At 61.4% G+C, this 21,528-nt stretch carries 24 protein-coding genes and 1 tRNA gene; 17 read left to right on the top strand and 8 right to left on the bottom strand.

The window, feature by feature from the left end; genetic code table 11:
* Positions 1-10 precede the first annotated feature (10 nt).
* The 9 genes from GGR23_RS21405 to GGR23_RS21365 all read left to right on the top strand — a co-directional run bounded on the left by GGR23_RS21405 (position 11) and on the right by GGR23_RS21365 (position 6,742).
* Positions 11-436 (top strand): PaaI family thioesterase, encoded by a 426-nt coding sequence (locus GGR23_RS21405; RefSeq protein ID WP_183368415.1) that lies wholly within the window; start codon positions 11-13, stop codon positions 434-436.
* 201 nt (positions 437-637) lie between these two features.
* Entirely contained in the window at positions 638-1,102 is a 465-nt protein-coding gene (gene rplM / locus GGR23_RS21400) for a 50S ribosomal protein L13 (protein WP_183368369.1), read from the top strand.
* Between the two features lie 2 nt (positions 1,103-1,104).
* The gene (rpsI, locus tag GGR23_RS21395) at positions 1,105-1,569 is read left to right on the top strand and encodes a 30S ribosomal protein S9 (RefSeq protein ID WP_183368368.1); all 465 of its coding nucleotides are present in this window, start codon (positions 1,105-1,107) and stop codon (positions 1,567-1,569) included.
* Positions 1,570-1,757: 188 nt separating this feature from the next.
* The gene (locus tag GGR23_RS21390) at positions 1,758-2,510 is read left to right on the top strand and encodes an SDR family NAD(P)-dependent oxidoreductase (RefSeq protein ID WP_183368367.1); all 753 of its coding nucleotides are present in this window, start codon (positions 1,758-1,760) and stop codon (positions 2,508-2,510) included.
* Positions 2,511-2,652: 142 nt separating this feature from the next.
* Positions 2,653-3,447, top strand: coding sequence for a glycosyltransferase family 25 protein (locus GGR23_RS21385; RefSeq protein ID WP_183368366.1), 795 nt, complete (start codon positions 2,653-2,655; stop codon positions 3,445-3,447).
* A gap of 53 nt (positions 3,448-3,500) precedes the next feature.
* Positions 3,501-3,854: an antibiotic biosynthesis monooxygenase family protein gene (locus GGR23_RS21380; protein ID WP_183368365.1), complete on the top strand. Its 354-nt coding sequence runs from the start codon at positions 3,501-3,503 to the stop codon at positions 3,852-3,854.
* Between the two features lie 3 nt (positions 3,855-3,857).
* Complete coding sequence (gene speB / locus GGR23_RS21375; RefSeq protein ID WP_183368364.1) at positions 3,858-4,811, top strand: agmatinase; 954 nt, start codon at positions 3,858-3,860, stop codon at positions 4,809-4,811.
* Positions 4,812-4,882: 71 nt separating this feature from the next.
* Entirely contained in the window at positions 4,883-5,815 is a 933-nt protein-coding gene (gene argC, locus GGR23_RS21370) for an N-acetyl-gamma-glutamyl-phosphate reductase (RefSeq protein WP_183368363.1), read from the top strand.
* Between the two features lie 99 nt (positions 5,816-5,914).
* Positions 5,915-6,742, top strand: coding sequence for a DODA-type extradiol aromatic ring-opening family dioxygenase (locus GGR23_RS21365; protein ID WP_183368362.1), 828 nt, complete (start codon positions 5,915-5,917; stop codon positions 6,740-6,742).
* 64 nt (positions 6,743-6,806) lie between these two features.
* Here the strand turns inward: GGR23_RS21365 and GGR23_RS21360 are convergent, their stop codons facing one another.
* Entirely contained in the window at positions 6,807-7,904 is a 1,098-nt protein-coding gene (locus GGR23_RS21360; protein ID WP_183368361.1) for a COX15/CtaA family protein, read from the bottom strand.
* A 141-nt stretch (positions 7,905-8,045) separates the two neighbouring features.
* Between GGR23_RS21360 and GGR23_RS21355 the strand changes: the two genes are divergently transcribed.
* Both GGR23_RS21355 and GGR23_RS21350 read left to right on the top strand, forming a co-directional pair.
* Positions 8,046-8,258 carry a DUF2842 domain-containing protein gene (locus GGR23_RS21355; protein WP_183368360.1) on the top strand — a complete coding sequence of 71 codons (213 nt, stop codon included), beginning with the start codon at positions 8,046-8,048 and terminating at the stop codon, positions 8,256-8,258.
* An 89-nt stretch (positions 8,259-8,347) separates the two neighbouring features.
* Complete coding sequence (locus GGR23_RS21350) at positions 8,348-9,574, top strand: GNAT family N-acetyltransferase (RefSeq protein WP_183368359.1); 1,227 nt, start codon at positions 8,348-8,350, stop codon at positions 9,572-9,574.
* A gap of 28 nt (positions 9,575-9,602) precedes the next feature.
* On the opposite strand, the gene GGR23_RS21345 is transcribed toward GGR23_RS21350, so the two are convergent.
* On the bottom strand, positions 9,603-11,810 hold the full coding sequence (locus GGR23_RS21345) for a GumC family protein (protein ID WP_183368358.1): 2,208 nt from the start codon (positions 11,808-11,810) through the stop codon (positions 9,603-9,605).
* A 211-nt stretch (positions 11,811-12,021) separates the two neighbouring features.
* On the opposite strand from GGR23_RS21345, the gene GGR23_RS21340 reads away from it, so the two are divergent.
* The 5 genes from GGR23_RS21340 (at position 12,022) to GGR23_RS21320 (ending at position 16,781) form a co-directional block, all read left to right on the top strand.
* Entirely contained in the window at positions 12,022-12,555 is a 534-nt protein-coding gene (locus GGR23_RS21340) for a polysaccharide biosynthesis/export family protein (RefSeq protein WP_382340867.1), read from the top strand.
* Between the two features lie 6 nt (positions 12,556-12,561).
* Positions 12,562-13,698 carry a glycosyltransferase family 4 protein gene (locus tag GGR23_RS21335; RefSeq protein WP_183368356.1) on the top strand — a complete coding sequence of 379 codons (1,137 nt, stop codon included), beginning with the start codon at positions 12,562-12,564 and terminating at the stop codon, positions 13,696-13,698.
* A 123-nt stretch (positions 13,699-13,821) separates the two neighbouring features.
* Positions 13,822-15,372 (top strand): undecaprenyl-phosphate glucose phosphotransferase, encoded by a 1,551-nt coding sequence (locus tag GGR23_RS21330; RefSeq protein WP_183368355.1) that lies wholly within the window; start codon positions 13,822-13,824, stop codon positions 15,370-15,372.
* On the top strand, positions 15,369-16,646 hold the full coding sequence (locus tag GGR23_RS21325) for an O-antigen ligase family protein (RefSeq protein ID WP_183368354.1): 1,278 nt from the start codon (positions 15,369-15,371) through the stop codon (positions 16,644-16,646). Before GGR23_RS21330 ends, GGR23_RS21325 begins: the two co-directional genes overlap by 4 nt.
* Positions 16,647-16,704: 58 nt before the next feature.
* Positions 16,705-16,781 (top strand) — tRNA-Pro (locus GGR23_RS21320).
* 404 nt (positions 16,782-17,185) lie between these two features.
* On the opposite strand, the gene GGR23_RS21315 is transcribed toward GGR23_RS21320, so the two are convergent.
* Complete coding sequence (locus GGR23_RS21315) at positions 17,186-17,506, bottom strand: hypothetical protein (protein WP_183368353.1); 321 nt, start codon at positions 17,504-17,506, stop codon at positions 17,186-17,188.
* The gene (locus tag GGR23_RS21310) at positions 17,490-17,735 is read right to left on the bottom strand and encodes a hypothetical protein (RefSeq protein ID WP_183368352.1); all 246 of its coding nucleotides are present in this window, start codon (positions 17,733-17,735) and stop codon (positions 17,490-17,492) included. The genes GGR23_RS21315 and GGR23_RS21310 overlap by 17 nt, the downstream gene beginning before the upstream one ends.
* Before the next feature lie 121 nt (positions 17,736-17,856).
* Here GGR23_RS21310 and GGR23_RS21305 point away from each other — a divergent pair, with 121 nt between their 5' ends.
* Complete coding sequence (locus GGR23_RS21305; protein ID WP_183368351.1) at positions 17,857-18,009, top strand: hypothetical protein; 153 nt, start codon at positions 17,857-17,859, stop codon at positions 18,007-18,009.
* A gap of 61 nt (positions 18,010-18,070) precedes the next feature.
* Here the strand turns inward: GGR23_RS21305 and GGR23_RS21300 are convergent, their stop codons facing one another.
* The 4 genes from GGR23_RS21300 to GGR23_RS21285 form a co-directional block, all read right to left on the bottom strand.
* A complete protein-coding gene (locus GGR23_RS21300) occupies positions 18,071-18,763 on the bottom strand; it encodes a phosphoribosyltransferase (protein ID WP_183368350.1) in 693 nt (230 codons plus the stop codon).
* A 212-nt stretch (positions 18,764-18,975) separates the two neighbouring features.
* Positions 18,976-19,539, bottom strand: a complete 564-nt coding sequence (locus GGR23_RS21295; protein ID WP_183368349.1) for a hypothetical protein — start codon at positions 19,537-19,539, stop codon at positions 18,976-18,978.
* Positions 19,540-20,356: 817 nt separating this feature from the next.
* Complete coding sequence (locus GGR23_RS21290) at positions 20,357-20,857, bottom strand: HK97 family phage prohead protease (protein ID WP_183368348.1); 501 nt, start codon at positions 20,855-20,857, stop codon at positions 20,357-20,359.
* Between the two features lie 155 nt (positions 20,858-21,012).
* Positions 21,013-21,528, bottom strand: a 516-nt coding sequence (locus GGR23_RS21285) for a hypothetical protein (RefSeq protein ID WP_425486198.1), incomplete at its 5' end; no start/stop codon positions are given.

The raw sequence follows: 21,528 nt of genomic DNA, 5'->3' as shown, positions 1-21,528 counted from the left end.
GGGGAAAACCATGCAGCCGGTGATGAGCATAGAAGAGATCGAGGCCTTCCTGGAGACCGATTTTCCGCAGATCCATACCGATGGGCGGGTTTTCGAGGTCACCGCGGTCCGTCCGGGGGAAATCGACATGGTGCTGGCTCCTTCCGACCGGCATCTGAGACCGGGCGGCACGGTGTCGGGTCCAGCGATGTTCACCCTGGCGGATGTCGCCTGCTATGTGGCGATCCTCGCCCATATCGGTCCGGTGGCCCTGGCGGTCACGACCAATCTCAACATCAACTTCCTGCGCAAGCCCGAACCGGCGCGGATCACCTGCCGGGCGCGGATCCTGAAGCTCGGCAAGAGGCTGGCGGTGGTGGAGGCGACGCTGTTCCAGACGGATGCGGAGGAGCCGGTGGCCCATGCCGTCTCCACCTACTCCATTCCGCCGCGCTGAAATTCTTGTGGTAATATTTTACCACACTATCAAGCTATTGTTTTCATTAAATTATTTTTACAGGTCCCGAAAGAGGCATTCTTGACCCCGATCGCCGAGCCGCGTATAAGCCGCCTCGGTGATATTCACCGCCAAGCAACAAGAAACGCCCCCTTTCGTCCACGGACTGAATTCGGGGATCTCGAGAAAGAGTTCAAACTCATGTCTACCTTCGTTCAGAAGCCCGCCGAGGTGGAGAAGAAGTGGGTCATCATCGACGCCGAAGGCCTCGTTGTTGGTCGCCTCGCCAGCCTCATCGCCATGCGCCTGCGCGGCAAGCACAAGGCAACCTACACCCCTCACGTCGATGATGGCGACAACGTCATCGTCATCAATGCCGAGAAGGTAGCCTTCACCGGAAACAAGTATTCCGACAAGAAGTACTACTGGCACACCGGTTACCCGGGCGGCATCAAGGAGCGTACGGCTCGCCAGATCATCGAAGGCCGCTTCCCGGAGCGCGTCATCGAGAAGGCCGTCGAACGCATGATCCCGCGTGGCCCGCTCGGCCGTCGCCAGATGAAGAACCTGCGCGTATACGCCGGCTCGAACCATCCGCATGAAGCACAGCAGCCCGTCGCTCTCGACGTCGCCAAGCTGAACAGCAAGAACACAAGGAGCGCCTGATCATGGCCGATCTTTCTTCCCTGAAGGACCTTGCCCCGGCACAGGACGCAGCTCCCGCGCACGTTCGCAAGGTGGATTCGCTCGGCCGCTCCTACGCGACCGGCAAGCGCAAGAACGCCGTAGCCCGCGTCTGGGTCAAGCCGGGCTCCGGCAAGATCACCGTCAACGGCAAGGAATTCAACGCCTACTTCGCCCGTCCGGTTCTGCAGATGATCCTGCGCCAGCCGATCGTCGCTGCTGCCCGTGACGGCCAGTTCGACATCGTTGCCACGGTTGCAGGCGGCGGTCTTTCCGGCCAGGCCGGTGCCGTTCGTCACGGCATCTCCAAGGCGCTGACCTACTTCGAACCGGGCCTGCGCTCGGTCCTGAAGAAGGGCGGCTTCCTGACCCGCGACAGCCGCGTGGTCGAGCGCAAGAAGTACGGCAAGGCAAAGGCCCGCCGGTCCTTCCAGTTCTCCAAGCGTTAATCGCTGGCTTGTCCTTCGATTTCGGAACGGCCGCCTTCGGGCGGCCGTTTTGCGTTTCGGGTCTGTCCGCATGACATGCCGATGAAATCTCGCGCCACTTGACCTAGCGCAAGGAATTGCGCCGCTGCAACCCGCAGTTTGCACCTGCCTCAGGGGCAGAACAGCCAAGCCAAAGCGGAGTTTAGGACATGCGCATGCAAGGACAGGTCATTCTCGTTACCGGCGGGGCCAGCGGCATCGGCCTTGCCACGGTCAAGCGCGCCCTGGAAGACGGCGCAAGCGTCATCATGGCCGATCTCGCCACGTCCGAAGGCGCCGAAAGAGCCGCCCATCTCGACACGCTCCATCCCGGCAAATGCCGTTTCGTCGCCGTGGACGTTTCCTCGTCGGCGGATGTGGATGCCATGATCGGGACGGCGCTTCAGCATTTCGGACGCCTTGACGGCGTCTTCAACAATGCCGGCATCGGCGGCATGAGCCCCGCCACCGATTATGCGGACGAGGATTTTCTCCGGATCATCGACATCAATCTCAATGGCGTCTTCCGGGTAGCCCGCGCCTCGCTCAAGGTCATGTACGGGCAGGGCAGCGGCAGCATCGTCAATTGCGCCTCCATCCTCGGTGTCTTCGGCCAGTCGATGACGGCGGCCTATTCCGCCGCAAAGGGTGGCGTGGTCAACCTTACCCGCACGCTTTCGCTGGAAGCCGCACCGCACGGCGTGCGGGTGAATGCCATCGGCCCCGGCTATATCGACACGCCTCTTCTGTCTGCGGTCGACGACGACATGATGAAGGCGCTGGTTTCCCTTCATCCCCTTGGGCGCCTCGGCCGTCCGGAAGAAGTGGCAAGTGCCGCCCTCTTCCTCATGAGCACGGAGGCCAGCTTCATCACCGGCGCGCATCTGATGGTCGACGGCGGCTTCACCGCCGGCAAGTCGTGACCTTGTTCCGGAACGGGGGCAAAAGAGACAGCGCAGCGAACAGTAGTTGTGGAATACTACATTCCGCCCAAAAGCGGTCCTGTTGCCCCCTGCCCTTGCCGATAATGTGAGGACAGGGAAGCCCGCAGGATTTTGATCGACAATGGCACTACACGAGGACCTTCTCGTCCTTCTCATCAATCTCGACGACTGCAGCGACCGGCTGACCAGCTCTTCGGCCTTTCTGGACAGAGAGGGCATCGCCTATACGCGGCTTTCGGCGGTGGACGGCCGCCACAGGCCGGCGGCCTCCTTTCCCGAATATGACGAGCGGCTGACCCATCGAAGAATGGCCCGCTCCATGTCATCCGGCGAAGTCGCGTGCTTTCTCAGCCATGCGCAGGCGCTCTGTACCTTTCTTCAGACGGACAAGCCGTTTCTTCTGCTTTTCGAAGACGATCTGAGACTGGACGCCGGTTTTGCCGATCTCATGCGGGCTTCCGTGGATTTCCTCAAGGCATGGCCGGGCCGCTGGGACGTCGTCAATCTCAGCCGGGGCGTCAAGCGGGTGTGGACACCGATTGCAGCCATTCCCTCCGCCATGGGGACGTTCACCCTCTCCGCGTCCCACTATTTCCCGATGACCGCGACGGGCATGCTGTGGTCGAGGGCGGGCGCGGAAGCCTTTCTGGCACATGCCTTTCCGGTCCACGCGCCCATCGATTTCTACATCCGCGATCTCTGTCACCGGAGAAGCAGCGGGCTTGCCTTCGACCGGCCACCGGTTCTGGTCACCACCGCCCCAAGCGTCACCGACGATGCGGGGCGACGCAAGGAGCTGCCCCGCGCCCTGCATCCGATCTCCTACTTCGTCTACCGCCAAAGACAGGCGCTGGCGGAATACCGGGCCGCTTTCGTCAACCGAACCGCGTTCCGGGCGGCGCAAGGCGGAATTTGAATTCAAAAGGGCGCGGGAATCTGCTTGCATGCGGTCCGCGAGGAGACCCAATCATGTCCGATACCGTTGAAAACCCGTTCGCAACCCTGCCCGAACCGCCCTATTACATCGTCGCCTTTTCCTCTGCCCGCCGCGACGGCGACCATGGCTATTCCGCCATGGCGCAGCGCATGGTGGAGCTGGCAGCGGAGCAACCGGGCTTTCTGGGCGTCGAAAGCACCCGCGGCGCGGATGGCTTCGGCATCACCAATTCCTACTGGCGCGACCTTGAAAGCATCCGGGCCTGGAAGGCGGTCATGGAGCACGTGACCGCACAGCGGCTGGGGCGCGAGCGCTGGTATTCCCATTTCGAGATGCGCATCGGCAGGATCGAGCGCGCCTATTCCTTTGACATGAGCGAGATCTGACCCATGCCGTCCAAATCCATCGACAATGCCTTTACCGCCCGGTCCATCCGCGGGGGCGCGACCGACCCGACCTATGCAGGTGCGCTCTCCTTCATGCGGCGAAAGTTTTCCAAGCAACTGAAGGACGTGGATGCGGTCGTGCTCGGCATTCCCTTCGATGCCGCCGTCTCGAACCGGCCCGGCGCCCGCTTCGGGCCGCAGGCAATCCGCCGCGCCTCGGCCATCTTCGACAACGACCCGCAATATCCCTTCGCCCGCGATCTCTTCGAGGCCATGGCCGTCATCGATTACGGGGACGTGCTGCTGGATTATGGCAACCATCAGAAGACGCCCGGCCTGATCGAGAAGGAAGCATCGAAGATCATCGCAGCGGGCGCCTATCTGTTTTCGCTCGGCGGCGATCACTTCGTCACCTGGCCGCTCCTGAAGGCCCACGCGGCCAAGCACGGGCCTCTGGCTCTCGTCCACTTCGACGCCCATCAGGACACCTGGGACGATGACGGAAAACGCATCGACCACGGCTCCTTCGTCTGCCGCGCTGTCCGCGAGGGCGTCATCGATCCGGCCCATTCCATCCAGATCGGCATCCGGACGGAAGCGCCTGACGATTTCGGCATCCGCATCATTCCCGGTTACGCGGTGGAGGACATGAGCGCACAGGCGATTGCCGATGCTATCCTTGCCCATGTGGGTGACCGGCCCTGCTACCTGACCTTCGACATCGATTGCCTCGATCCGGCCTATGCGCCGGGCACGGGAACGCCGGTTGCGGGTGGCCCCTCCTCCGCGCGGATGCTGTCCGTCCTGCGCAAGCTCGGCGCGCTCGATATCCGGGGCTCCGACATCGTCGAGGTTGCGCCCGCCTATGATCATGCCGACATCACCGCCATTGCGGGAGCGACGGTCGCGATGTATATGCTCGGGCTCAGGGCCGAACGCCTGGCGAGGGCCCGTTGAAAGATTGAATCAGGCAGCGGACAAAATGATTCCGCTGCCCTTTCCAACCTCCTGAAAAGACGGACAAAGACATGAGCGCGAAAATCTTCATCGATGGCGAACACGGCACAACGGGCTTGCAGATCCGCACCCGCATGGCCGGCCGCCGCGATGTCACGCTCCTGTCCATTCCGGAGGCGGAACGCCGCAATGCGGCCATGCGGGAGGATCTGCTGAACAGCGCCGACATCGCCATCCTTTGCCTGCCGGACGACGCCTCGAAGGAGGCTGTCGCCATGCTCTCCGGCAACAACAAGGTCAGGATCATCGACACCTCCACCGCCTATCGCATCCATCCGGACTGGGCCTACGGCTTTGCCGAGATGGACCGGGCGCAGGCCGCGAAGATCCGCGACGCGCGTTTCGTCGCCAATCCCGGCTGCTATCCGACCGGGGCCATCGGCCTCATCCGGCCGCTGCGGGATGCCGGCCTGCTGCCCGCCGCCTATCCCGTCACCGTCAATGCGGTATCGGGCTACACGGGTGGCGGCAAGCAGCTGATCGCGCAGATGGAGCAGGCCGATCACCCCGACCATATCGATGCCCCGCACTTCCTCTACGGGCTCACCCTCAAGCACAAGCACGTGCCTGAAATGACCGTTCATGGCAGGCTGGAGCGCGCGCCGCTCTTCTCGCCTTCGGTCGGCAAGTTCCCGCAGGGCATGATCGTGCAGGTGCCGCTCTTCCTTTCCGACCTCGAGAAGGGTGCGACCATCGAGGGCATCCATGCCGCTCTCGCGGCCCATTATGCGGGCCAGGAGATCGTCACCGTGATGCCGCTCACCGACAGCGCCAGGTTGCCGCGCGTCAATGCAGTAGAGCTCGCCGGCCAGGATACGATGAAGCTCTTCGTCTTCGGCACGCCGGGCGGCGACCATGTCAATCTGGTCGCCCTGCTGGACAATCTCGGCAAGGGCGCCTCTGGCGCCGCCGTCCAGAACATGGACCTGATGCTCGCCGCCTGACCTTCCATTAAAGCTGAACGATCTGTACAGAAATTGCCATCTCGATTGAACAATCGGGATGGCCTATATCCTTGGCACAGGTTTGCCAGAGGTATGGTCATGTCGAATCGGAAGCTGCCCGTCTATTTCATTCCCCATGGAGGCGGCCCCTGGCCGTTCATGGATTTTCCCAAGAATGCCGCAGGCAAGGGTCCCTGGGACGACCTGGGCACCTTTCTGCGCGGGCTCTCCGGCGATTTCGGCGGCAAGCCGAAGGCTGTTCTGGTGGTCTCGGGCCATTGGGAGAAAGAGCCGAAGGTCGCCGTGAGCACGGCTTCCCAACCGGGCATGCTCTACGACTACTACAACTTTCCGCCCCACACCTACGAGCTTCGCTATCCCGCTCGGGGCGCGCCCGATGTGGCCGAGCATGTGCGCGAAGTTCTCTCTGAAGCGGGGATCGAGACCCGGGCCGATGCCGAACGGGGCTTCGATCATGGCGTCTTCATTCCCTTCATGCTCATCTATCCCGATGCCGATGTGCCGATCGTCATGATGTCGCTCGACAACGATCTCTCCGCTGCCACCCACCTGAAGCTCGGCAAGGCGCTGGAGCGGCTCCGGAACGAGGACATCCTCATCATCGGGTCGGGCATGAGCTATCACAACATGCGCAAATTCCGCTCCGACGAGCCCGACCATGTGGAAGAGGCAAAGCGCTTCGACCGATGGCTGACGGAAGCAGTGGAAGCCGGCGATCCCGAGACCCGCAATGCCACGCTCGCCCGCTGGGAGGAGAACCCCGACGCGCGGGCGTGCCATGTGCCCGACCACGATCATCTCGTGCCGCTCTTCGTGGCGGCGGGCGCAGCCGGTCCCGACCGTGGCCGCAAGATCTTCGAGACGGATTTCCTCGGCAAACCCTATTCTGCCTATCGTTTCGGCTGAGGCCGAACAAAACAGAAATGGCGGCCCAAGGGGCCGCCATTGTCGTTTGACGGGTCCCTGGAGTTCAACTGCGCTCGACGATGGCCGTCTGGAGCGGGTATGCCCCCTTGAAGCCGCGCCAGTGGGCGACCGCAAAGCCAAGCACGACGATGGCACCGGCCTGATGGGTAAGCGCGGTGTGGATCTGTACCTCGGTCAGCAGGGTCATGATGCCGAGGCCGGCCTGGGCGAGCACCAGACCGAAAAGCAGGATGGAGCGGCGCGCATGGGCCGTGCCCGGCAGTTCGCGGTTTACCTGGAACAGGTGATACAGCGTCAGGCCGAAGAGCACGTAGGCGCCGAGCCGGTGCACGAACTGCACGGTCTTCGGGTTTTCGAACAGGTTGATCCACCACGGATTCTGGATGAACAGATCGCCCGGAATGACGGCGCCGTCCATCAAAGGCCAGGTGTTGTAGGAAAAACCGGCATCGAGGCCCGCCACGAGCGCCCCCAGGTAAATCTGAAAGAGCGCAAAGAGCGCCAGCACCATCGCCATGCGGATGGAAGACGAATATCGGGCGGGCGCTTCCTCATGCGGGGTCACGGCGCGCATGACCCACATGGTGGAAGCGAAGATGATGCAGGCCATGGTCAGATGCACGGCCAGACGATACTGGCTGACGTCGGTGCGCACCGACAGGCCGGAGGAGACCATCCACCATCCGATGAAGCCCTGCAGGCCGCCGAGCGCCAGAATGCCCACGAGAGGTGCCTTCAGGCGGCTCTCGATCCGCCCGGTCAACCAGAAGAAGGCAAGCGGCAGCGCGAAGATGAGGCCGATGGAGCGCGCAATGAGCCGGTGCGCCCACTCCCACCAGAAGATGCGCTTGAACTCGTCGACCGTCATGCCGGCGTTGATCTGGGCGTATTCCGGTATCTTCTTGTAGAGCTCGAACTCTTCCTGCCATTCCGCCGCATTGAGAGGGGGAATGACCCCATGGATCGGCTTCCATTCGGTGATGGACAGACCGGAATCGGTCAGGCGGGTTGCGCCCCCCACGAGCACGAGCGCAAAGAGAGCAACAAGCACGCATCCCAGCCATATGCGAATGGCTCGACGGTCGCGCTCCTGCTTCTCGATCCCCTTCAGTACAAGGCTTTCAAATGCCGCTGCTGCCATGATGTCGCATTCTCCTTCACGTGCGGCATGATGTGCATCACACGGGTCCATAAAACAAGGCCCGGAGGTTTGCGGCACGCCGTCGCGGGGGCTATATGAAGACGCGTCGACAACCCATCGCCCACCCGAGGAATGAAGAGCATGCCGCTGCGCCTGAAGAAACTGATTGGCACAATCCTGATCGTCGTTCTCGTCATTCTGTATGCGCTGCTTGCCACGAGCTTTGCCTCGGCCTATCTCGGCTCGTCGTCCGGCTGGGTCCACCTTCTCTATTTCGCCCTCTCCGGCCTGCTCTGGATCCTGCCAGCCATGCTGATCATCAAGTGGATGGCAGGCCCGCGCCAGAAACCCTGAACTGGGCTATGGTTGTACATTAAAACAATCTTATCGATTGCGCGGGCAAGATCGCCCCGACATTGCACCCATTCGAGACAGGACCGCCCTTGAGCTCCAGCCGCATGATCCTGCAGGCTAAGCCACCCCTGCTGCCGCCTGCCGCCGGCGAAACGGAGCGGCTGGAGATGCGGGTGCATGAGCGCATGGAAGCGCTCGAAGCGGCCTGGCGCGCGCTGGAACGAGATCCCTCTGTTTCGATGCACCAGGGATATGACTGGTGTTCCGCCTGGGTCCGGGCCCATCCGGGTCTGCGCCTGGCGCTGGTGGAAGGCCGTGCGGGTGGCAGGACGGTGATGATCCTGCCGCTGGTCATCGCCAGGAGGCGGGGCAGCCATGTCGCCGGCTATATCGGCAGCGCCTACAGCAACATCAATGGCGGGCTTTTCGATCCCGCTGCAAGGATCGATCCCGATGCTCTCGGGAACGGCATCCGACAGGCCCTGAAAGGCAGGGCGGATCTCATGGTTCTGGAGCGGGTGCCGCTCCAGTGGCGCGAGCGGCTGTCTCCGCTGGCCTATCTTTCCCATACCGAAAACCAGAACCGCGCCTTCCAGGTGCCGCTCTTCCAGAGTTTCGAGGACACGCTCCGGCAGGTCAATGCCAAGCGGCGGCGCAAGAAGTTCCGTCTCCAGCAGCGGCGACTGGAGGAGGCAGGCGGATACCTTGTCATCGACACGCTGGAGCCTGCAGAACAGCACGCATTGCTTGACGAGTTCTTCCGCCAGAAGGCGGAGCGTTTCAAGGCCCAGGGTCTTCCGGATGTCTTTGCCGATGCGCCGGTCCGGGCCTTCTTTCACGCCCTGCTGGATGCGCCAAGGGATGATGCGGATTATCCGCTGCGACTTCACGCGCTGCGGCTGAAGGAGGACGGCGGTCCGATCCTCGCGGTCACCGGGACGTCGCGCAAGGGCGATCACGTGATCTGCCAGTTCGGTTCGATCCGCGACGACCTGCTGCCCGAGGCCAGCCCGGGAGAATTCCTGTTCTGGTATGTGATCGAGCAGGCCTGCCACGAGGGCGCCAGCATCTTCGACTTCGGCATCGGCGACCAGAACTACAAGCGGTCCTGGTGCACGGTGGAAACGGTGCATTACGATGTGCTGGTGCCCATCACGCTCCTCGGCCACCTGTCCGCAGGCATTCACCGGCTGGCGGTAAGGGCAGTGGCGGAAATCAAGGCGCGCCCCCGGCTTTATGGGGCGTTGCAGCGGCTGCGCCAGCGGAGAACCGCTGCCGGCGCGTCAGAGCCGGAGACCGGTGAAGAGCCGGCCTGACCGTCAGCTCCGAGGGACCTGCGGAGCGTCAGGCCGCCTGCCCCTTCGACATGCGGGATAGCCATCCCTTCGGGGCTGTCGCGCGCGGGTCCGCCATCAGCATCAGTTCCGAATAGCCAGCATCCGCACAGTCGCCGATCAGGGTGGCGAGCATCTCTTCGTCCGGCACCGGCATGGAGAGTACGATGTGCTCGGAGGGATTGCGCGTCAGGCGTGCCAGCGCCTCAACTGTCGTCTGTCCGCATTCCACGAGGACGACATCATAGGCATCGGAGAGCGCACCGATGATGATCGACAGCCGCTCGGCACCCCGCATGGCTTCCTCGAGCTCCGCACGTCCGCGGGGCACGACATGTGCATTGGACAGACGATCGGAATGGATGGTTTCGCCGAAGGCCGCATCGCCGGTCAGCAGGTCGGTGATGCCGGGCAGATAGCGGTCGGCCGCCATCAGGCGCGTCGGCAGAAGGGTGGACGTCATGTCGATCAGGATGACGGACGGACCGATCTCCGCAATCTGGCGCGCCAGCATGACCATGGAGGTGGAGCCGTCGTCACCGGTCGGCGACAGGCCGAAGGCGACCGGGATGCGGGCTGCGGTGATGTGGCGGGCGACCGCCTCGATGGAATAGTCGCCGTCTACCTCCGCCTCGGGACCGGCGATGGCCACCTCTTCCTCTTTCACCGGCGGCGCCTCCGCGACGGCGGCCGGCGGCGGTGCGTCGACGGGCTTTGCCGCAGGCGCCTCGACTGCAGGCATCGGGAGGGGATCCGGCATGCGCGGCGCCTTTTCGGCGCGCGCGGGAACGGTCACATCCTCTTCCCGCGGGATCAGCGGAACGGCCGGCTTGAGGGCCCTGCCGGAGAAAAGCTCCATCAGCAGGATGGTCACCGCGCTGAGGATGAAGGTCGCAAGACCTGCGATGATGGTGATCGGCAGGATCTTCGGGAAGGTCGGCTCGCGTGGCTCGATGGCATTGGAGATGACGCGCGCATCGGCCGGGCTCGAGTTCTTGCCGGAGCGCGAGGCCGCCTCGCGGTAGCGCGCCAGATAGGTTTCCAGAAGCTGGCGCTGCGCATTCGCCTCGCGTTCGAGCGCCTTCAGGCCCACCTCCTGCTCGCTGGTGCGGGCAGCATCCACCTTTGCGGCATCGAGCTGCCGGACAAGCTCCTCCTCGCGCAGCTTGGCGACCTTGGCCTCGTTTTCGATGGAGGAGAGAATCTTGGTCGTTTCCTGCCGGATCTGCACCTGCACGCCCCCGAGCTGGGAGCGCAGCGCCTTGAGGCGCGGATGACTGTTCAGGAGCGTGGTGGAGAGATCGGCGATCTGCGCCTTGAGATTGGCCTCCGTCTCCTTCAGCTTCTGCATCAGGGCGGAATTGGCGATATCGGCCAGCGTATCGGCCGATCCGCCGCTGGCCAATGCGTTGCGCACTGCCGCGGCGCGTGCCGTTGCGCTCGCCCCATCCGACCGCACCCGGGCCAGTTCGGTCGAAATGTCCTTCAGCTGCTGGGCCGCGAGCGAACCCGTATCCCCCGACTGGGGAATGTCCTTCATCGCCCGGTAATCGGCGACCTTTTTCTCCGCCTCCTGCACCTTCTGCCGCAGGGTGGCGATCTCCGGCTCGAGCCACTGGGTCGCCTCGAAATTCGAATCGATCTTGGCGTCGCTCTGCATCAGCGAATAGATCTTCATCATCGTATTCGGAATGGCGGCGGCGAGCTTGGGATCTTCCGAATTGAACTGGATCCCGATCACCCGCGACTTCTCGACCTGATAGACCTGGAGCTTCTCGATGAACTTGTCGACCACCCTCTCCTCGGGTGTCAGCTCCGTATCGGCCTTCTTCAGGTGAAGCGCCCGGAGAATGCGGGTGGACAGCGACCGCGAGCTGTCGAATTCGGAGAGGCCGGAGAGGTTCAGCTCACTTGCAACCCGCTTAATCAGATCGGCGGAACTCAGCACCTGCACCTGGCTGGCGATGTTCAGCTCATCCAGAAGAGGCTGCGTGTCTCCCCCGGCCTGCTCCGTCTTGGAAAAGGCGGGTGCCCGCGGTTCGATCAGCAGGCGTGCCTCGCTCTGGTAGCTGGGGGTGGCAAGATTGGCCCCGACGAACGCCAGGGCGGAGACCGTTGCCGTCAGGGCCAGAATGCGAAGCCTGCGCTGCCAGATCGCGCCCAGAAGCTGCTTCAGGTCAATATCCACATCCTGCTGGCTCACCGTTCCATCCGGCATGTCACACTCCGCCTCGATACATCCGCGGGATAGTAAAGAGGTATGGTAAATCGCGCGTTAATCGTGCCGCCCGACATAAAACAGGAAAGTTTCTCCGTACATTTACCAGCCATTAACCCTAACGGAACGATAACAAAGTCCAGACTCGCGATGAGGCGGACAATTGGCAATGGCATCCCACAGGACAGGACATATCGTGGCGTTGGCGCTCATGGCTGCGGCAGCCATTCTGCCCGGCTGCACCACCTATAGCCCGCCCAGCCGTGCCTTCAACGAAGCATCGATCCAGCCCTACACGCTCGATTCCGGCGACCGGCTGCGGATCACCGTCTTCGAGCAGCCCGGCCTTTCGAATACCTATACCGTGGACCAGGCCGGCTACATCGCCTTCCCGCTGATCGGACAGGTGCCTGCCCGCGGCCAGACCCTTCCCAAGCTCGAGAAGGCTATCGCCCAGAAACTGCAGCAGGGCTATCTGCGCGATCCGGATGTATCCATCGAGGTGGATCGGTACCGCTCCATCTTCGTCATGGGCGAAGTGGGCCAGGCTGGCCAGTATTCCTACGTGCCCGGCATGACGATCCAGAACGCCATTGCTGTTGCGGGAGGCTATTCGCCCCGCGCCGCGATGCGCGATGTCGACGTGACGCGCAAGATCAATGGCCAGATCCTGACGGGTCGGGTCCCCATCACCGATCCGGTCCTGGCCGGGGATACCATCTACGTGCGCGAGCGTCTGTTTTGAGGGCACATGCAACAGGACAAGCCGCTGCGCATCATTCATTGCTTCCGATCTCCGGTAGGCGGCATCTTCAGGCATGTGCGCGATCTTGTCATCGAACACAGCAAGCAGGGGCACCAGGTCGGCATCCTGTGCGACAACAACACGGGCGGCGAATACGAGGAAAGGCAGATAAGGGAGCTTGCGCCTTATCTTTCCCTCGGCATCGTGCGCATGACCATCCAGCGCGCGATCACGCCGAGCGATATCGGCGCGCTGCTCAGGAGTTACAGAGAGATCAAAAGTTTGCAGCCTGATGTCCTGCACGGGCACGGCGCCAAGGGTGGCGCCATTGCCCGGCTCATCGGCTCAGCCCTGCGGGTTCAAAGGTATCGCGTAGCCCGCCTTTATACGCCTCATGGAGGGACGCTTCACTACAGCCGCCGAAGCCCGGTCGGCCTCGTGGCCCTCAGCCTCGACCGATTTCTCGAGCGGCTGTCGGATCAGCTCGTCTTCGTGTGCGATTACGAACGGCGCACCTATGAGGAAAAGCTCGGCATCCCCCGGGTGCCGTTCCGCATGGTCTATAACGGCATCAGCGATGCTGAATTCGTTCCCGTCCCGACCCAGTCCGATTCGGTGGATTTCCTCTATGTCGGGATGCTGCGCGACCTGAAGGGACCCGATGTGTTCATCGATGCCTTCGCAATGACGGAACGGGCATTGGGACGCCCCCTGCTGGCCCTGATCGCGGGCGACGGACCGGATCGGGAAAAATACAAGCATCAGATCCGGACGAGCGGCCTGGGAAATCGGATCGGCATGCTGCCGCCCATGCCGGCCCGCGATGCCTTCCGCACCTCGAACATTCTCGTCGTTCCCTCGAGGGCGGAGGCCATGCCCTACATCGTTCTGGAGGCGCTGGCCGCCGGCAAGACGCTGATTGCAACGCGCGTCGGCGGCATTCCGGAGGTTCTCGGCCAGGACAATCCGGCACTCACCATTCCCGGCGACGCAGCCGACCTCTCGCGCGTCATGGTCGATGCGCTCACTCGCCCCGGCTGGCATGCAGCCAACATGCCCCGCCCCGACAGCTTCAAGGCCCGCTATTCGGCGGCAACCATGGCCCGCAGCATCATGGAGATCTATCGCGGCTTGACCGCCTGAACGTCGATGCAGAAAGCCACCGGACCCGTTTTGACGCATCAAAACGGTACAAATGAACTATTTTGGCGTAAATCTTTCTTAGGGGCTTACTGCTAGCGTCGGACCACTTGTGAGGTCCATGACATGAGCCAGCCGCAACCCAAAAGCCCCATCGATCTGGACGAGATCCGTCGTTCAATGTCCGAACAGCAGGCTTCGGGAGCGTCTCAGCGCGCGCGCACGGAGCTGAATGCCTTCGCTCGACAGATCGCGGAACAGTTTCGCGAACACAGCCATTCGCCCAGCATGCTGATCGGAGAGATCCGCATTTTCGAAGGGCTTTGCCTGCTGGCTGTCGGCTGCGCGTCCCACTTCTTCGCCGGTACGGCAGGCACGCTGTTCTCCAACCACATCCTCGGCTCGCTGGTCTTTGCGCCGGTCATGACCGTTCTCTTCCTCCAGATCGTCGATGCCTATCAGGTCCAGGCGATGCGCGGCGCTCTGAAAATGCTTCCGCGCGTGCTTGGCTCCTGGCTCGGTGTCATGGGGCTTGTCACCATCGGCTACTATTTCTCGCGGTCCGGCGGCTGGTTCGACCGCGGCTTCCTGTTGACCTGGCTTGGCTCCGGCATCGTCTTTCTCACGATCGAGCGCCTGATCATCGCCTATGCGGTAAAGCACTGGGCCCGCGACGGAACCATGGAACGCCGCGCCGTCATCGTGGGTGGCGGAGAGGCTGCAAAGCAGCTCATCCGCTCGCTCGAACAGCAACCGGAGAACGACATCCGGATCTGCGGCATCTTCGATGACCGTGACGACAGCCGTTCCCCCGTGATCGTGGCCGGCTATCCGAAGCTCGGCACCATCGACGAGCTCGTCGAGTTTGCGCGCCTCGCGCGCCTCGACATGCTGATCATCTCGCTGCCGATCACCGCCGAAGCCCGCATCCTGCATCTGCTGAAGAAGCTCTGGGTTCTGCCGCTGGACATCCGTCTTGCCGCCCATGCAAACAAGCTGCATTTTCGCCCGCGCGCCTATTCGCATGTGGGCAGCGTGCCGATGCTCGACATCTTCGACAAGCCGATCCGCGACTGGGATTCGGTCGCCAAGCGCGTCTTCGACATCGTGTTCTGCCTGGGTGCCCTCTTCCTTCTGTGGCCGGTGATGGTCGCGACCGCGATAGCGATCAAGCTCGATTCGAAGGGTCCGGTGCTCTTCGTGCAGAAACGGCATGGCTTCAACAACGAGGTCATCAACGTTCTCAAGTTCCGCTCCATGTATACGGAAATGAGCGATCCGACGGCGAAGATGGCCGTGACCAAGGGCGATCCGCGCGTGACCAAGGTCGGCCGCTTCATCCGCAAGACCTCGATCGACGAGCTGCCTCAGCTCTTCAACGTCTTGCGCGGCGACCTTTCGCTGGTCGGACCTCGCCCTCATGCGGTCGAGGCGCAGACCCGCGACCGGCGTTTCAACGATGTGGTCGAAGGCTATTTCGCCCGCCATCGGGTGAAGCCGGGCGTAACCGGCTGGGCGCAGATCAACGGCTGGCGTGGCGAGGTCGACAGCGACGACAAGATCAAGTTCCGCACGGCCTATGACCTCTTCTACATCGAGAACTGGTCGCTGTTCTTTGATCTGAAGATCCTGCTGCTCACGCCGATCCGGCTTCTTAACACGGAAAATGCCTATTGAGCGCCCTTGCAGAGACAGGGGCGCTGTCCTTCAGCCCGCAGAAGGCGGCCTGGCAGAAGCTTGCCTCCTTCTTCACGGCCTTCGGGGTATTTCTCTCGGGTTTCGTGATCTCTGAGCCGGCGCCCTACGAGCTGATGATGGTGGCGCTGATCGCGGTCTTCTTCCTCTGCGGACTGAAGATCTCGCGAACCGTCGCGATCCTCCTTGCCGCGCTGCTGATCTTCAATGTCGGCGGCCTGATGTCCCTGACCCAGATGAAGGACCTCACCGACGGGCCGATCTATATGGCCGTGTCGATCTTTCTGGCGCTGACGTCCGTTTTCTATGCCGCGGTCATTGAGGACAGGCACCAGCGGCTCGAGATCATGTTCACCGGCTGGGTGATTGCCGCGCTCGGCACCGCGACGCTCGGCATTCTCGGCTATTTCCACGCCTTTCCGGGGGCGGAGCAGTTCACGCTCTACGATCGCGCCAAGGGTGCCTTTCAGGATCCGAACGTCTTCGGCCCCTTTCTGGTCTCCCCTGCCCTCTACCTGATCTATGGCCTCCTCAACGGCCGTCCCTCGATGATCCCCCTTCGCGCGGCAGCCTTGCTGGTGATCGCGCTCGGCATCTTTCTTTCGTTCTCGCGGGCGGCCTGGATCCTGTTCCTGTTCTGCGCGGTGATGCTCGTCTTTATCATGCTGATGAAGCAGCGGAGCACGGCCTTTCGCCTGAAGATCATGACGCTTGCCCTTCTGGCCGCCATGCTGATGGCGGGCGGGCTTGCGGTCGCACTTCAGTTCAAGCAGGTCTCCGAACTGTTCTCGAACCGCACCAAGCTGGTGCAGGATTATGACGGGGGGCATCTCGGACGTTTCGAGCGCCACAGGATCGGCTTCCGCCTCTCCCTTGAGCACCCGCTCGGAATCGGTCCGCTCGTCTTCGGCAAGACCCTGGGCGAGGATGAGCACAATATCTGGCTGAAGACGCTGACAAGTTATGGCTGGCTGGGTTTCGCAACATTCGTGACGACGGTTCTGGCAAGCCTCCTGATGGGGTTTCGCCTTCTTCTTCGCGAACGGCCATGGCAACCGTTCCTGATGATCGCGTGGACGGTGGTCCTCGGTCATGTCATCATCGGCAACGTGATCGACATCGATCACTGGCGGCATTTCTATCTTCTTCTCGGCATCATCTGGGGAAGCATTGCGCTGGAAAACCGATGGCAGAGGCAGCGCCGCGGCCTGTCCGCGCGCACGGATTTAATCCCCTCTTTCTCTGCCGGTCGATGATTTTTGGGCTTGCGCTTCCGCCGCCAACCTCTTAAAGCAAGCAAGCCTTTTGGCGGGTCGGGGTGTAGCGCAGCCCGGTAGCGCACTTGACTGGGGGTCAAGGGGTCGTCGGTTCAAATCCGGCCACCCCGACCAATAAAATCAAATACTTAGCCTTCTCCCCCAGAGCTGGCTAAAAATAAAATAGCCACATTGTAGCCAGACGAACGGCTGAGCCCAAAAGCTCAGACGCCCGTTTGGTTTGTGGATTCTCCCCTGCCCGCGGATCTTCCAAGGTTTTCGCATGGCAATTGGCAGGCGGGGGAGATTCGCCAGCCGCTCCCCGAGATCGGGGCCGCTGGGGGTAGTCAGCGGGTGGTGACGGCTGGCGAATTTGGACGGCGCGCGGCTCGTGTGGGGGCCGGTGGTGTCGCGCTTTCCATTGGTATTGGTGGCGGCCGCGGCGCGATTCGAACGCGCATCTCCCCTCCAGTTACGGCGTCCGGTTTAGAAGACCGGGCCGATACGCGGCCAATTTCGTTATGCGGCGTCTTCTAGGGTCATGCCCGCGCCCTCCGGCGAATTTCCGCCCATTGCGCCTGCCGCAGTCCTTCCAGACCATCCAAAGCCGTGTGCACGGCGGCACCCTCTAACCTCATCTCCCCTGCCTCGGCGTCAATCAGATCTGCCGCAAAGCGAAACTTGTTGGCAGCATCTCGTTCGCAGGTGACGGGCGCATCGACGATTGCCTGGCCGATAATCGAAAGCGCTTCATTGATGTGGTCCAGCGCGCCAGCGGGCCAGCCGTTTCGCGATGACGCGAGGGCATCGAGGTCGCGATGCATTTCCAGCCCGAGGGTTGTTTCAGGTTCGCATTCCATTCGATGTATCGGCATCCACCAACTCCTCTTTTGCTGTCATTGTTAGCATATTGCTGCAAATGATCGCGCTTGTCAACTGACATTTACAGCAATCTGCTAACAATGTAAGAATGTAGTTGCGGCCACCACCCGCAACGCCACCACATGAGGAGACACCATGAAAAATGCCGCGCTTGGCATCCGTATAGATGCGGATGTGAAAGCCGCCCTTGCGAAGGCGGCTAGACAAGATCGAAGATCCGTTGCCAGTTACGTGGAGAAGCTTATAGTGGAGGATCTTACTGCTAAAGGCCTAATAGACGGCGAGGCCAAATAGCTCGACGCAACCTGACAGGCCGAGGTGTAGGCCCATGCGTCTGGCCGCGTCCCAACTGGTGGTGCAGAAAGGTATTGATCCTGTTACGGCATCCAAGCTTGGCGGTTGGGCGAGCCCAAAAGTGATGATGGACACCTATGCAAAGGCTGATCCGTCTCACCAAGTCATTGATGACATCTTTGGTTGATTGCTCGTCAATCAAAAAAGGGTGCCGCTCGGCACCCTAAACTTACGCAAATTTCTTTGGCCTATCGCGAAGCTTGTTTCTTGCTTCGCGATGCATTGCCCGCGTCACGGCCTCTGCTGATTTTCTTTCGGAGATCGACATAACCCGCACAACCGAGAACTCGATCGGCTTCGGGACCCGTGAACCCCCTGTGATCAAAGCCGAGAAACTCGTGGCAAAATTTTGCAAGATCGCTCCCATATGATTTCTCCAGCTTTGTTTGGTTATCATTGTCAAGTCGGATCTGAACATCACGTCCATCCTTCGAGGCGATTGTGCTCATACCAATAACACGGCCGCCTTTCCCGAGGATGAACGACCGAAGGTCGGCCAATGTTCCACCAAGCGTGATAACGTCATCCACTATGACATATGGTGACGCCTTGTCAATTTCTCCATAGAACGTAGAGCGGTGGGCTATTCTGACCCAGCCATTCAATTTGTCCTTGGAGAAATCTTTGATTTGGTAAACGCCCTCGTCAACGTCCCAACCCAGTTCGTGTCCAAGCCAGTTTGCATAACCGATTGCAAGTGCGTTGTTAGAATCGCTTGGTTGAGCAGCGGGAGCGATAAGCTTCGGCTTCATACCGCACTTTGCTTCGAGCTCGCGAAGCTTCATGATAGTGTCTTCCACGACGAGATCATCAAGAAGGCCCAGCGCAGCGTCCATATCCCGCTGCCCCTTCGCAGCCGTGTATAATGCGTGATCGGCCAAGCAAACGGTTTTCGCGTTTGGTGACTTCCACATGCAGTTCACGAATACATCGGGGAAGTCCGCTTCCCATGGCGCTCTAACCATAAACCGAATCACATATTTGCAACTTTCCGTTAGTTACATCCAGAAATTCGATGCCTCAAGGTTACAGCGCTAGGATTGCCCGCAATTCACAGTCCGAGGTTGGTCCGCCACCTTAGATCCGCGACACATCACCTCTCCAAAACCCGCCTCACTTCCGGAATGCGGGCCATGGTGTAGTTGGTGGTTACAACCTTGCCGTTCTCGTTGCGCATGGTTGCGACGTTGGCCCAACCACCACAGGACGAAGAGCGGCGAGCCTGGGCGGCCAGCAGCGCTGGCATGCCAGCAATAGGATCCGCGGCGTATTTCGCGAAGTCCTCCGGCGATACAGAAGGCGTTGCGCATCCGCCAGGCAGGTCAAGAACCTCGGCGCGGCCGTCTACTATGGAGATCCGGCAAGCACGCGGGCGACCGCCGTATATGCCGCCTAGGAACACCTCTTCATCGGCGTCCGTCAGTCGCGCCTTCACCACGTCGATCGCCGTCAGATAGTCGGTGCTATACTCCTGCACCAGGCGGCTGTATTTCTCGAGCGCGGACAGCTTGCCGCGGGTAGCCAGCATCAGCGCCATGTGATTGAAAACGGCCGTTTTCATCACGTCGAAACGCTTGACGCCACCAGCGACCACGGCGCGGGTGTCCGTAACAAACGTTACGTGATCTTCCCCCAAAACAATGTTCACAATGCTCACTTTGGCCTCGCTTCGATTACCTGAATTCCGCCAACCGCCGCAGTGGTGACAAGGGCAGTAACGATCCCTTGCACTGCTGCGGGTACTGCTCCGAATGCGGCTGTGAGAATGCTTCCAACAATGGGGGAGATGATTGGATCGTGGTGCACGCCAAGAGCATGTTTGCTGGCGCTTGCCCACAGGTCCATCTGGCGAACTCGGCGGAAGATTTCCGCCGAGTCTGCATTTTCGTAATGTGCGCAGGGCGCAAAATGTCGATACGGCATATCAACCCTTCTGGCTGCTATAGCGGTTGTTCATTGTACCGAAGCCACCGCGGCGCATTTGCGAGCCGGCATTCCGGCTAGCTAAAATACTGATCCGCTGGGTCTTCCGGATTGTCGCAGAGGATGGATGCGAAACGTGCTGTCGCCGGCGTAGCGCCCAGCTGACCAAGGCAAAGTCGCAGCAGGTTTAGGCCCGAGGTGCACAACGTCTGGCGCGCCATCTGGGCTCTAAGAATGGATGTGATCTCCAAGATGCCGCGGTGCGAGCTGTTGAGCCACGGAAGTTCGTCCGCCAGTTCGCGCCAAGCAGTTGCAGCCGCGGAATCCATGAAATCTGGCGGGCCACCTATTGGTGACGATGAGTTTGGTTCTATCCGCGGGCGATATCGCTGCGGATCTTTCAGAATGGCGCCGGTCACGTGGGCTAGCGCGAGCGGTTTTCGAGGTCGAGCCATTGGATACCACCCATATTTTGAATTGCGGAAATGTGCGCGTTTGCCCATCGCCGATACGGCGGCCGGATCGGGCCAGAGATCGGACCCACCCCTCCCTCAGGAGGTGATGCCGCGGGCCCGCATCTTCGCCGCGGCACGGGCGGCAGCGCCGGCTGTGCCCGAAAGGGCAGCTTCCGTGTCGTCGCCGTAGGCCGGAAAGGCGGTCAACGTGACTTCGAAGAGCTCGACATCCTTGATAATGCGAAGCGGAAGGCGCTTGCCGCCATCCTGCCACTCTTCGTCGGTGACAAAGAAGCCGAAGGAGCAGCCTCGCACATCACCGCGGCGCACCGTGCCAATTGCTTCCTGGCCGGATGGCGTGGAGGGATCAGGCAGAAGCCTGAAGCGAAGCCCCTGCGCGTCTTCAGAAAGCTCTAGAGTTCCCGCCGAAGTCCTGCCGATCACCCGGCCGCTGTCGTGGTCCAGCAACGCGACTACGTCGGGGAAGTCGCGCAATGATCTTGTGAAGCAGCCCGGAGCCAGCACTTCACGCCAGGCTCCGGCAATTACCGCCTCGCGATTGAAGCGGGCGACATAACCTTCGATATTATCGGCCATTTTCATACTTCCGCAGCTTGGCCTCGGCTTCGGCTAGCTTCGACCGCGCGCGCAACTTTTCCGCGATCTCTCGCGCCGTTGCCGATGTGCGGATTGCCGCGCCACCAGGCATTGTGACGAGGCGCTCGCGCGTTCCAGACTTTGAAACCGCACGCTCAACCGACATGGCCAGCCTCTTTCGCTTCAGCGATAAGACGGGTCATCGCATTATCATTGCCAGCGAAGAACGGAACCCGCACCGGGTGGAGATACCCGATTTGCGCCCCCTGGCGCTCCAATGCATCAGGAACTTCATCTACTGCATTGTAGGCATCCTTCGCGGCCCGCAGGGCTTCAATGAATACAGCCACTCGCTTTCCGTACTCGGGGCGCGCCGCATTGCAGGCGGCAACAGATGCAGGGCTAATTCGCTCGGCGCGCCGACGCTCAACGATGCTGACGGCCTGCTCCAAATCTCGCTCTTCTGCAACAAGCTCGCGAAGTCGAGCGCGTTTTCCTACAGTGCTAGACGTGCTATCGCCTTCACCCAAGAGGGCAGCGACGTTTGCACTATAGCTGCCGCCCTGCGGCGCGTTTGCGAGCTCTTCCTGAAGCTCCAGTTTTTCCGCCGCAAGTTTCCCCAGCTTCTCATGCAGCAGAGCCAGCCGCGTGGTCATATCCCGATAGTCGGT

This window comes from Gellertiella hungarica (assembly GCF_014197145.1).
Classification (GTDB): Bacteria; Pseudomonadota; Alphaproteobacteria; order Rhizobiales; family Rhizobiaceae; genus Gellertiella; species Gellertiella hungarica.
Note: the sequence above shows the minus strand (reverse complement) of the source record. Positions and strands in the feature narration are given on the sequence as shown.

What these genes read in the sequence shown, in the direction of transcription:
- GGR23_RS21405 (WP_183368415.1), top strand. Translation starts at nt 11, where the DNA reads ATGCAGCCGGTGATGAGCATAGAAGAGATCGAGGCCTTCCTGGAGACC.
- GGR23_RS21385 (WP_183368366.1), top strand. Translation starts at nt 2,653, where the DNA reads ATGGCACTACACGAGGACCTTCTCGTCCTTCTCATCAATCTCGACGAC.
- GGR23_RS21305 (WP_183368351.1), top strand. Translation starts at nt 17,857, where the DNA reads ATGCGTCTGGCCGCGTCCCAACTGGTGGTGCAGAAAGGTATTGATCCT.
- argC (WP_183368363.1), top strand. Translation starts at nt 4,883, where the DNA reads ATGAGCGCGAAAATCTTCATCGATGGCGAACACGGCACAACGGGCTTG.
- GGR23_RS21365 (WP_183368362.1), top strand. Translation starts at nt 5,915, where the DNA reads ATGTCGAATCGGAAGCTGCCCGTCTATTTCATTCCCCATGGAGGCGGC.
- GGR23_RS21380 (WP_183368365.1), top strand. Translation starts at nt 3,501, where the DNA reads ATGTCCGATACCGTTGAAAACCCGTTCGCAACCCTGCCCGAACCGCCC.
- speB (WP_183368364.1), top strand. Translation starts at nt 3,858, where the DNA reads ATGCCGTCCAAATCCATCGACAATGCCTTTACCGCCCGGTCCATCCGC.
- GGR23_RS21390 (WP_183368367.1), top strand. Translation starts at nt 1,758, where the DNA reads ATGCGCATGCAAGGACAGGTCATTCTCGTTACCGGCGGGGCCAGCGGC.
- GGR23_RS21290 (WP_183368348.1), bottom strand. Translation starts at nt 20,857, where the DNA reads ATGGCCGATAATATCGAAGGTTATGTCGCCCGCTTCAATCGCGAGGCG.
- rpsI (WP_183368368.1), top strand. Translation starts at nt 1,105, where the DNA reads ATGGCCGATCTTTCTTCCCTGAAGGACCTTGCCCCGGCACAGGACGCA.
- GGR23_RS21330 (WP_183368355.1), top strand. Translation starts at nt 13,822, where the DNA reads ATGAGCCAGCCGCAACCCAAAAGCCCCATCGATCTGGACGAGATCCGT.
- GGR23_RS21355 (WP_183368360.1), top strand. Translation starts at nt 8,046, where the DNA reads ATGCCGCTGCGCCTGAAGAAACTGATTGGCACAATCCTGATCGTCGTT.
- GGR23_RS21340 (WP_382340867.1), top strand. Translation starts at nt 12,022, where the DNA reads ATGGCTGCGGCAGCCATTCTGCCCGGCTGCACCACCTATAGCCCGCCC.
- rplM (WP_183368369.1), top strand. Translation starts at nt 638, where the DNA reads ATGTCTACCTTCGTTCAGAAGCCCGCCGAGGTGGAGAAGAAGTGGGTC.
- GGR23_RS21335 (WP_183368356.1), top strand. Translation starts at nt 12,562, where the DNA reads ATGCAACAGGACAAGCCGCTGCGCATCATTCATTGCTTCCGATCTCCG.
- GGR23_RS21360 (WP_183368361.1), bottom strand. Translation starts at nt 7,904, where the DNA reads ATGGCAGCAGCGGCATTTGAAAGCCTTGTACTGAAGGGGATCGAGAAG.
- GGR23_RS21345 (WP_183368358.1), bottom strand. Translation starts at nt 11,810, where the DNA reads ATGCCGGATGGAACGGTGAGCCAGCAGGATGTGGATATTGACCTGAAG.
- GGR23_RS21315 (WP_183368353.1), bottom strand. Translation starts at nt 17,506, where the DNA reads ATGGAATGCGAACCTGAAACAACCCTCGGGCTGGAAATGCATCGCGAC.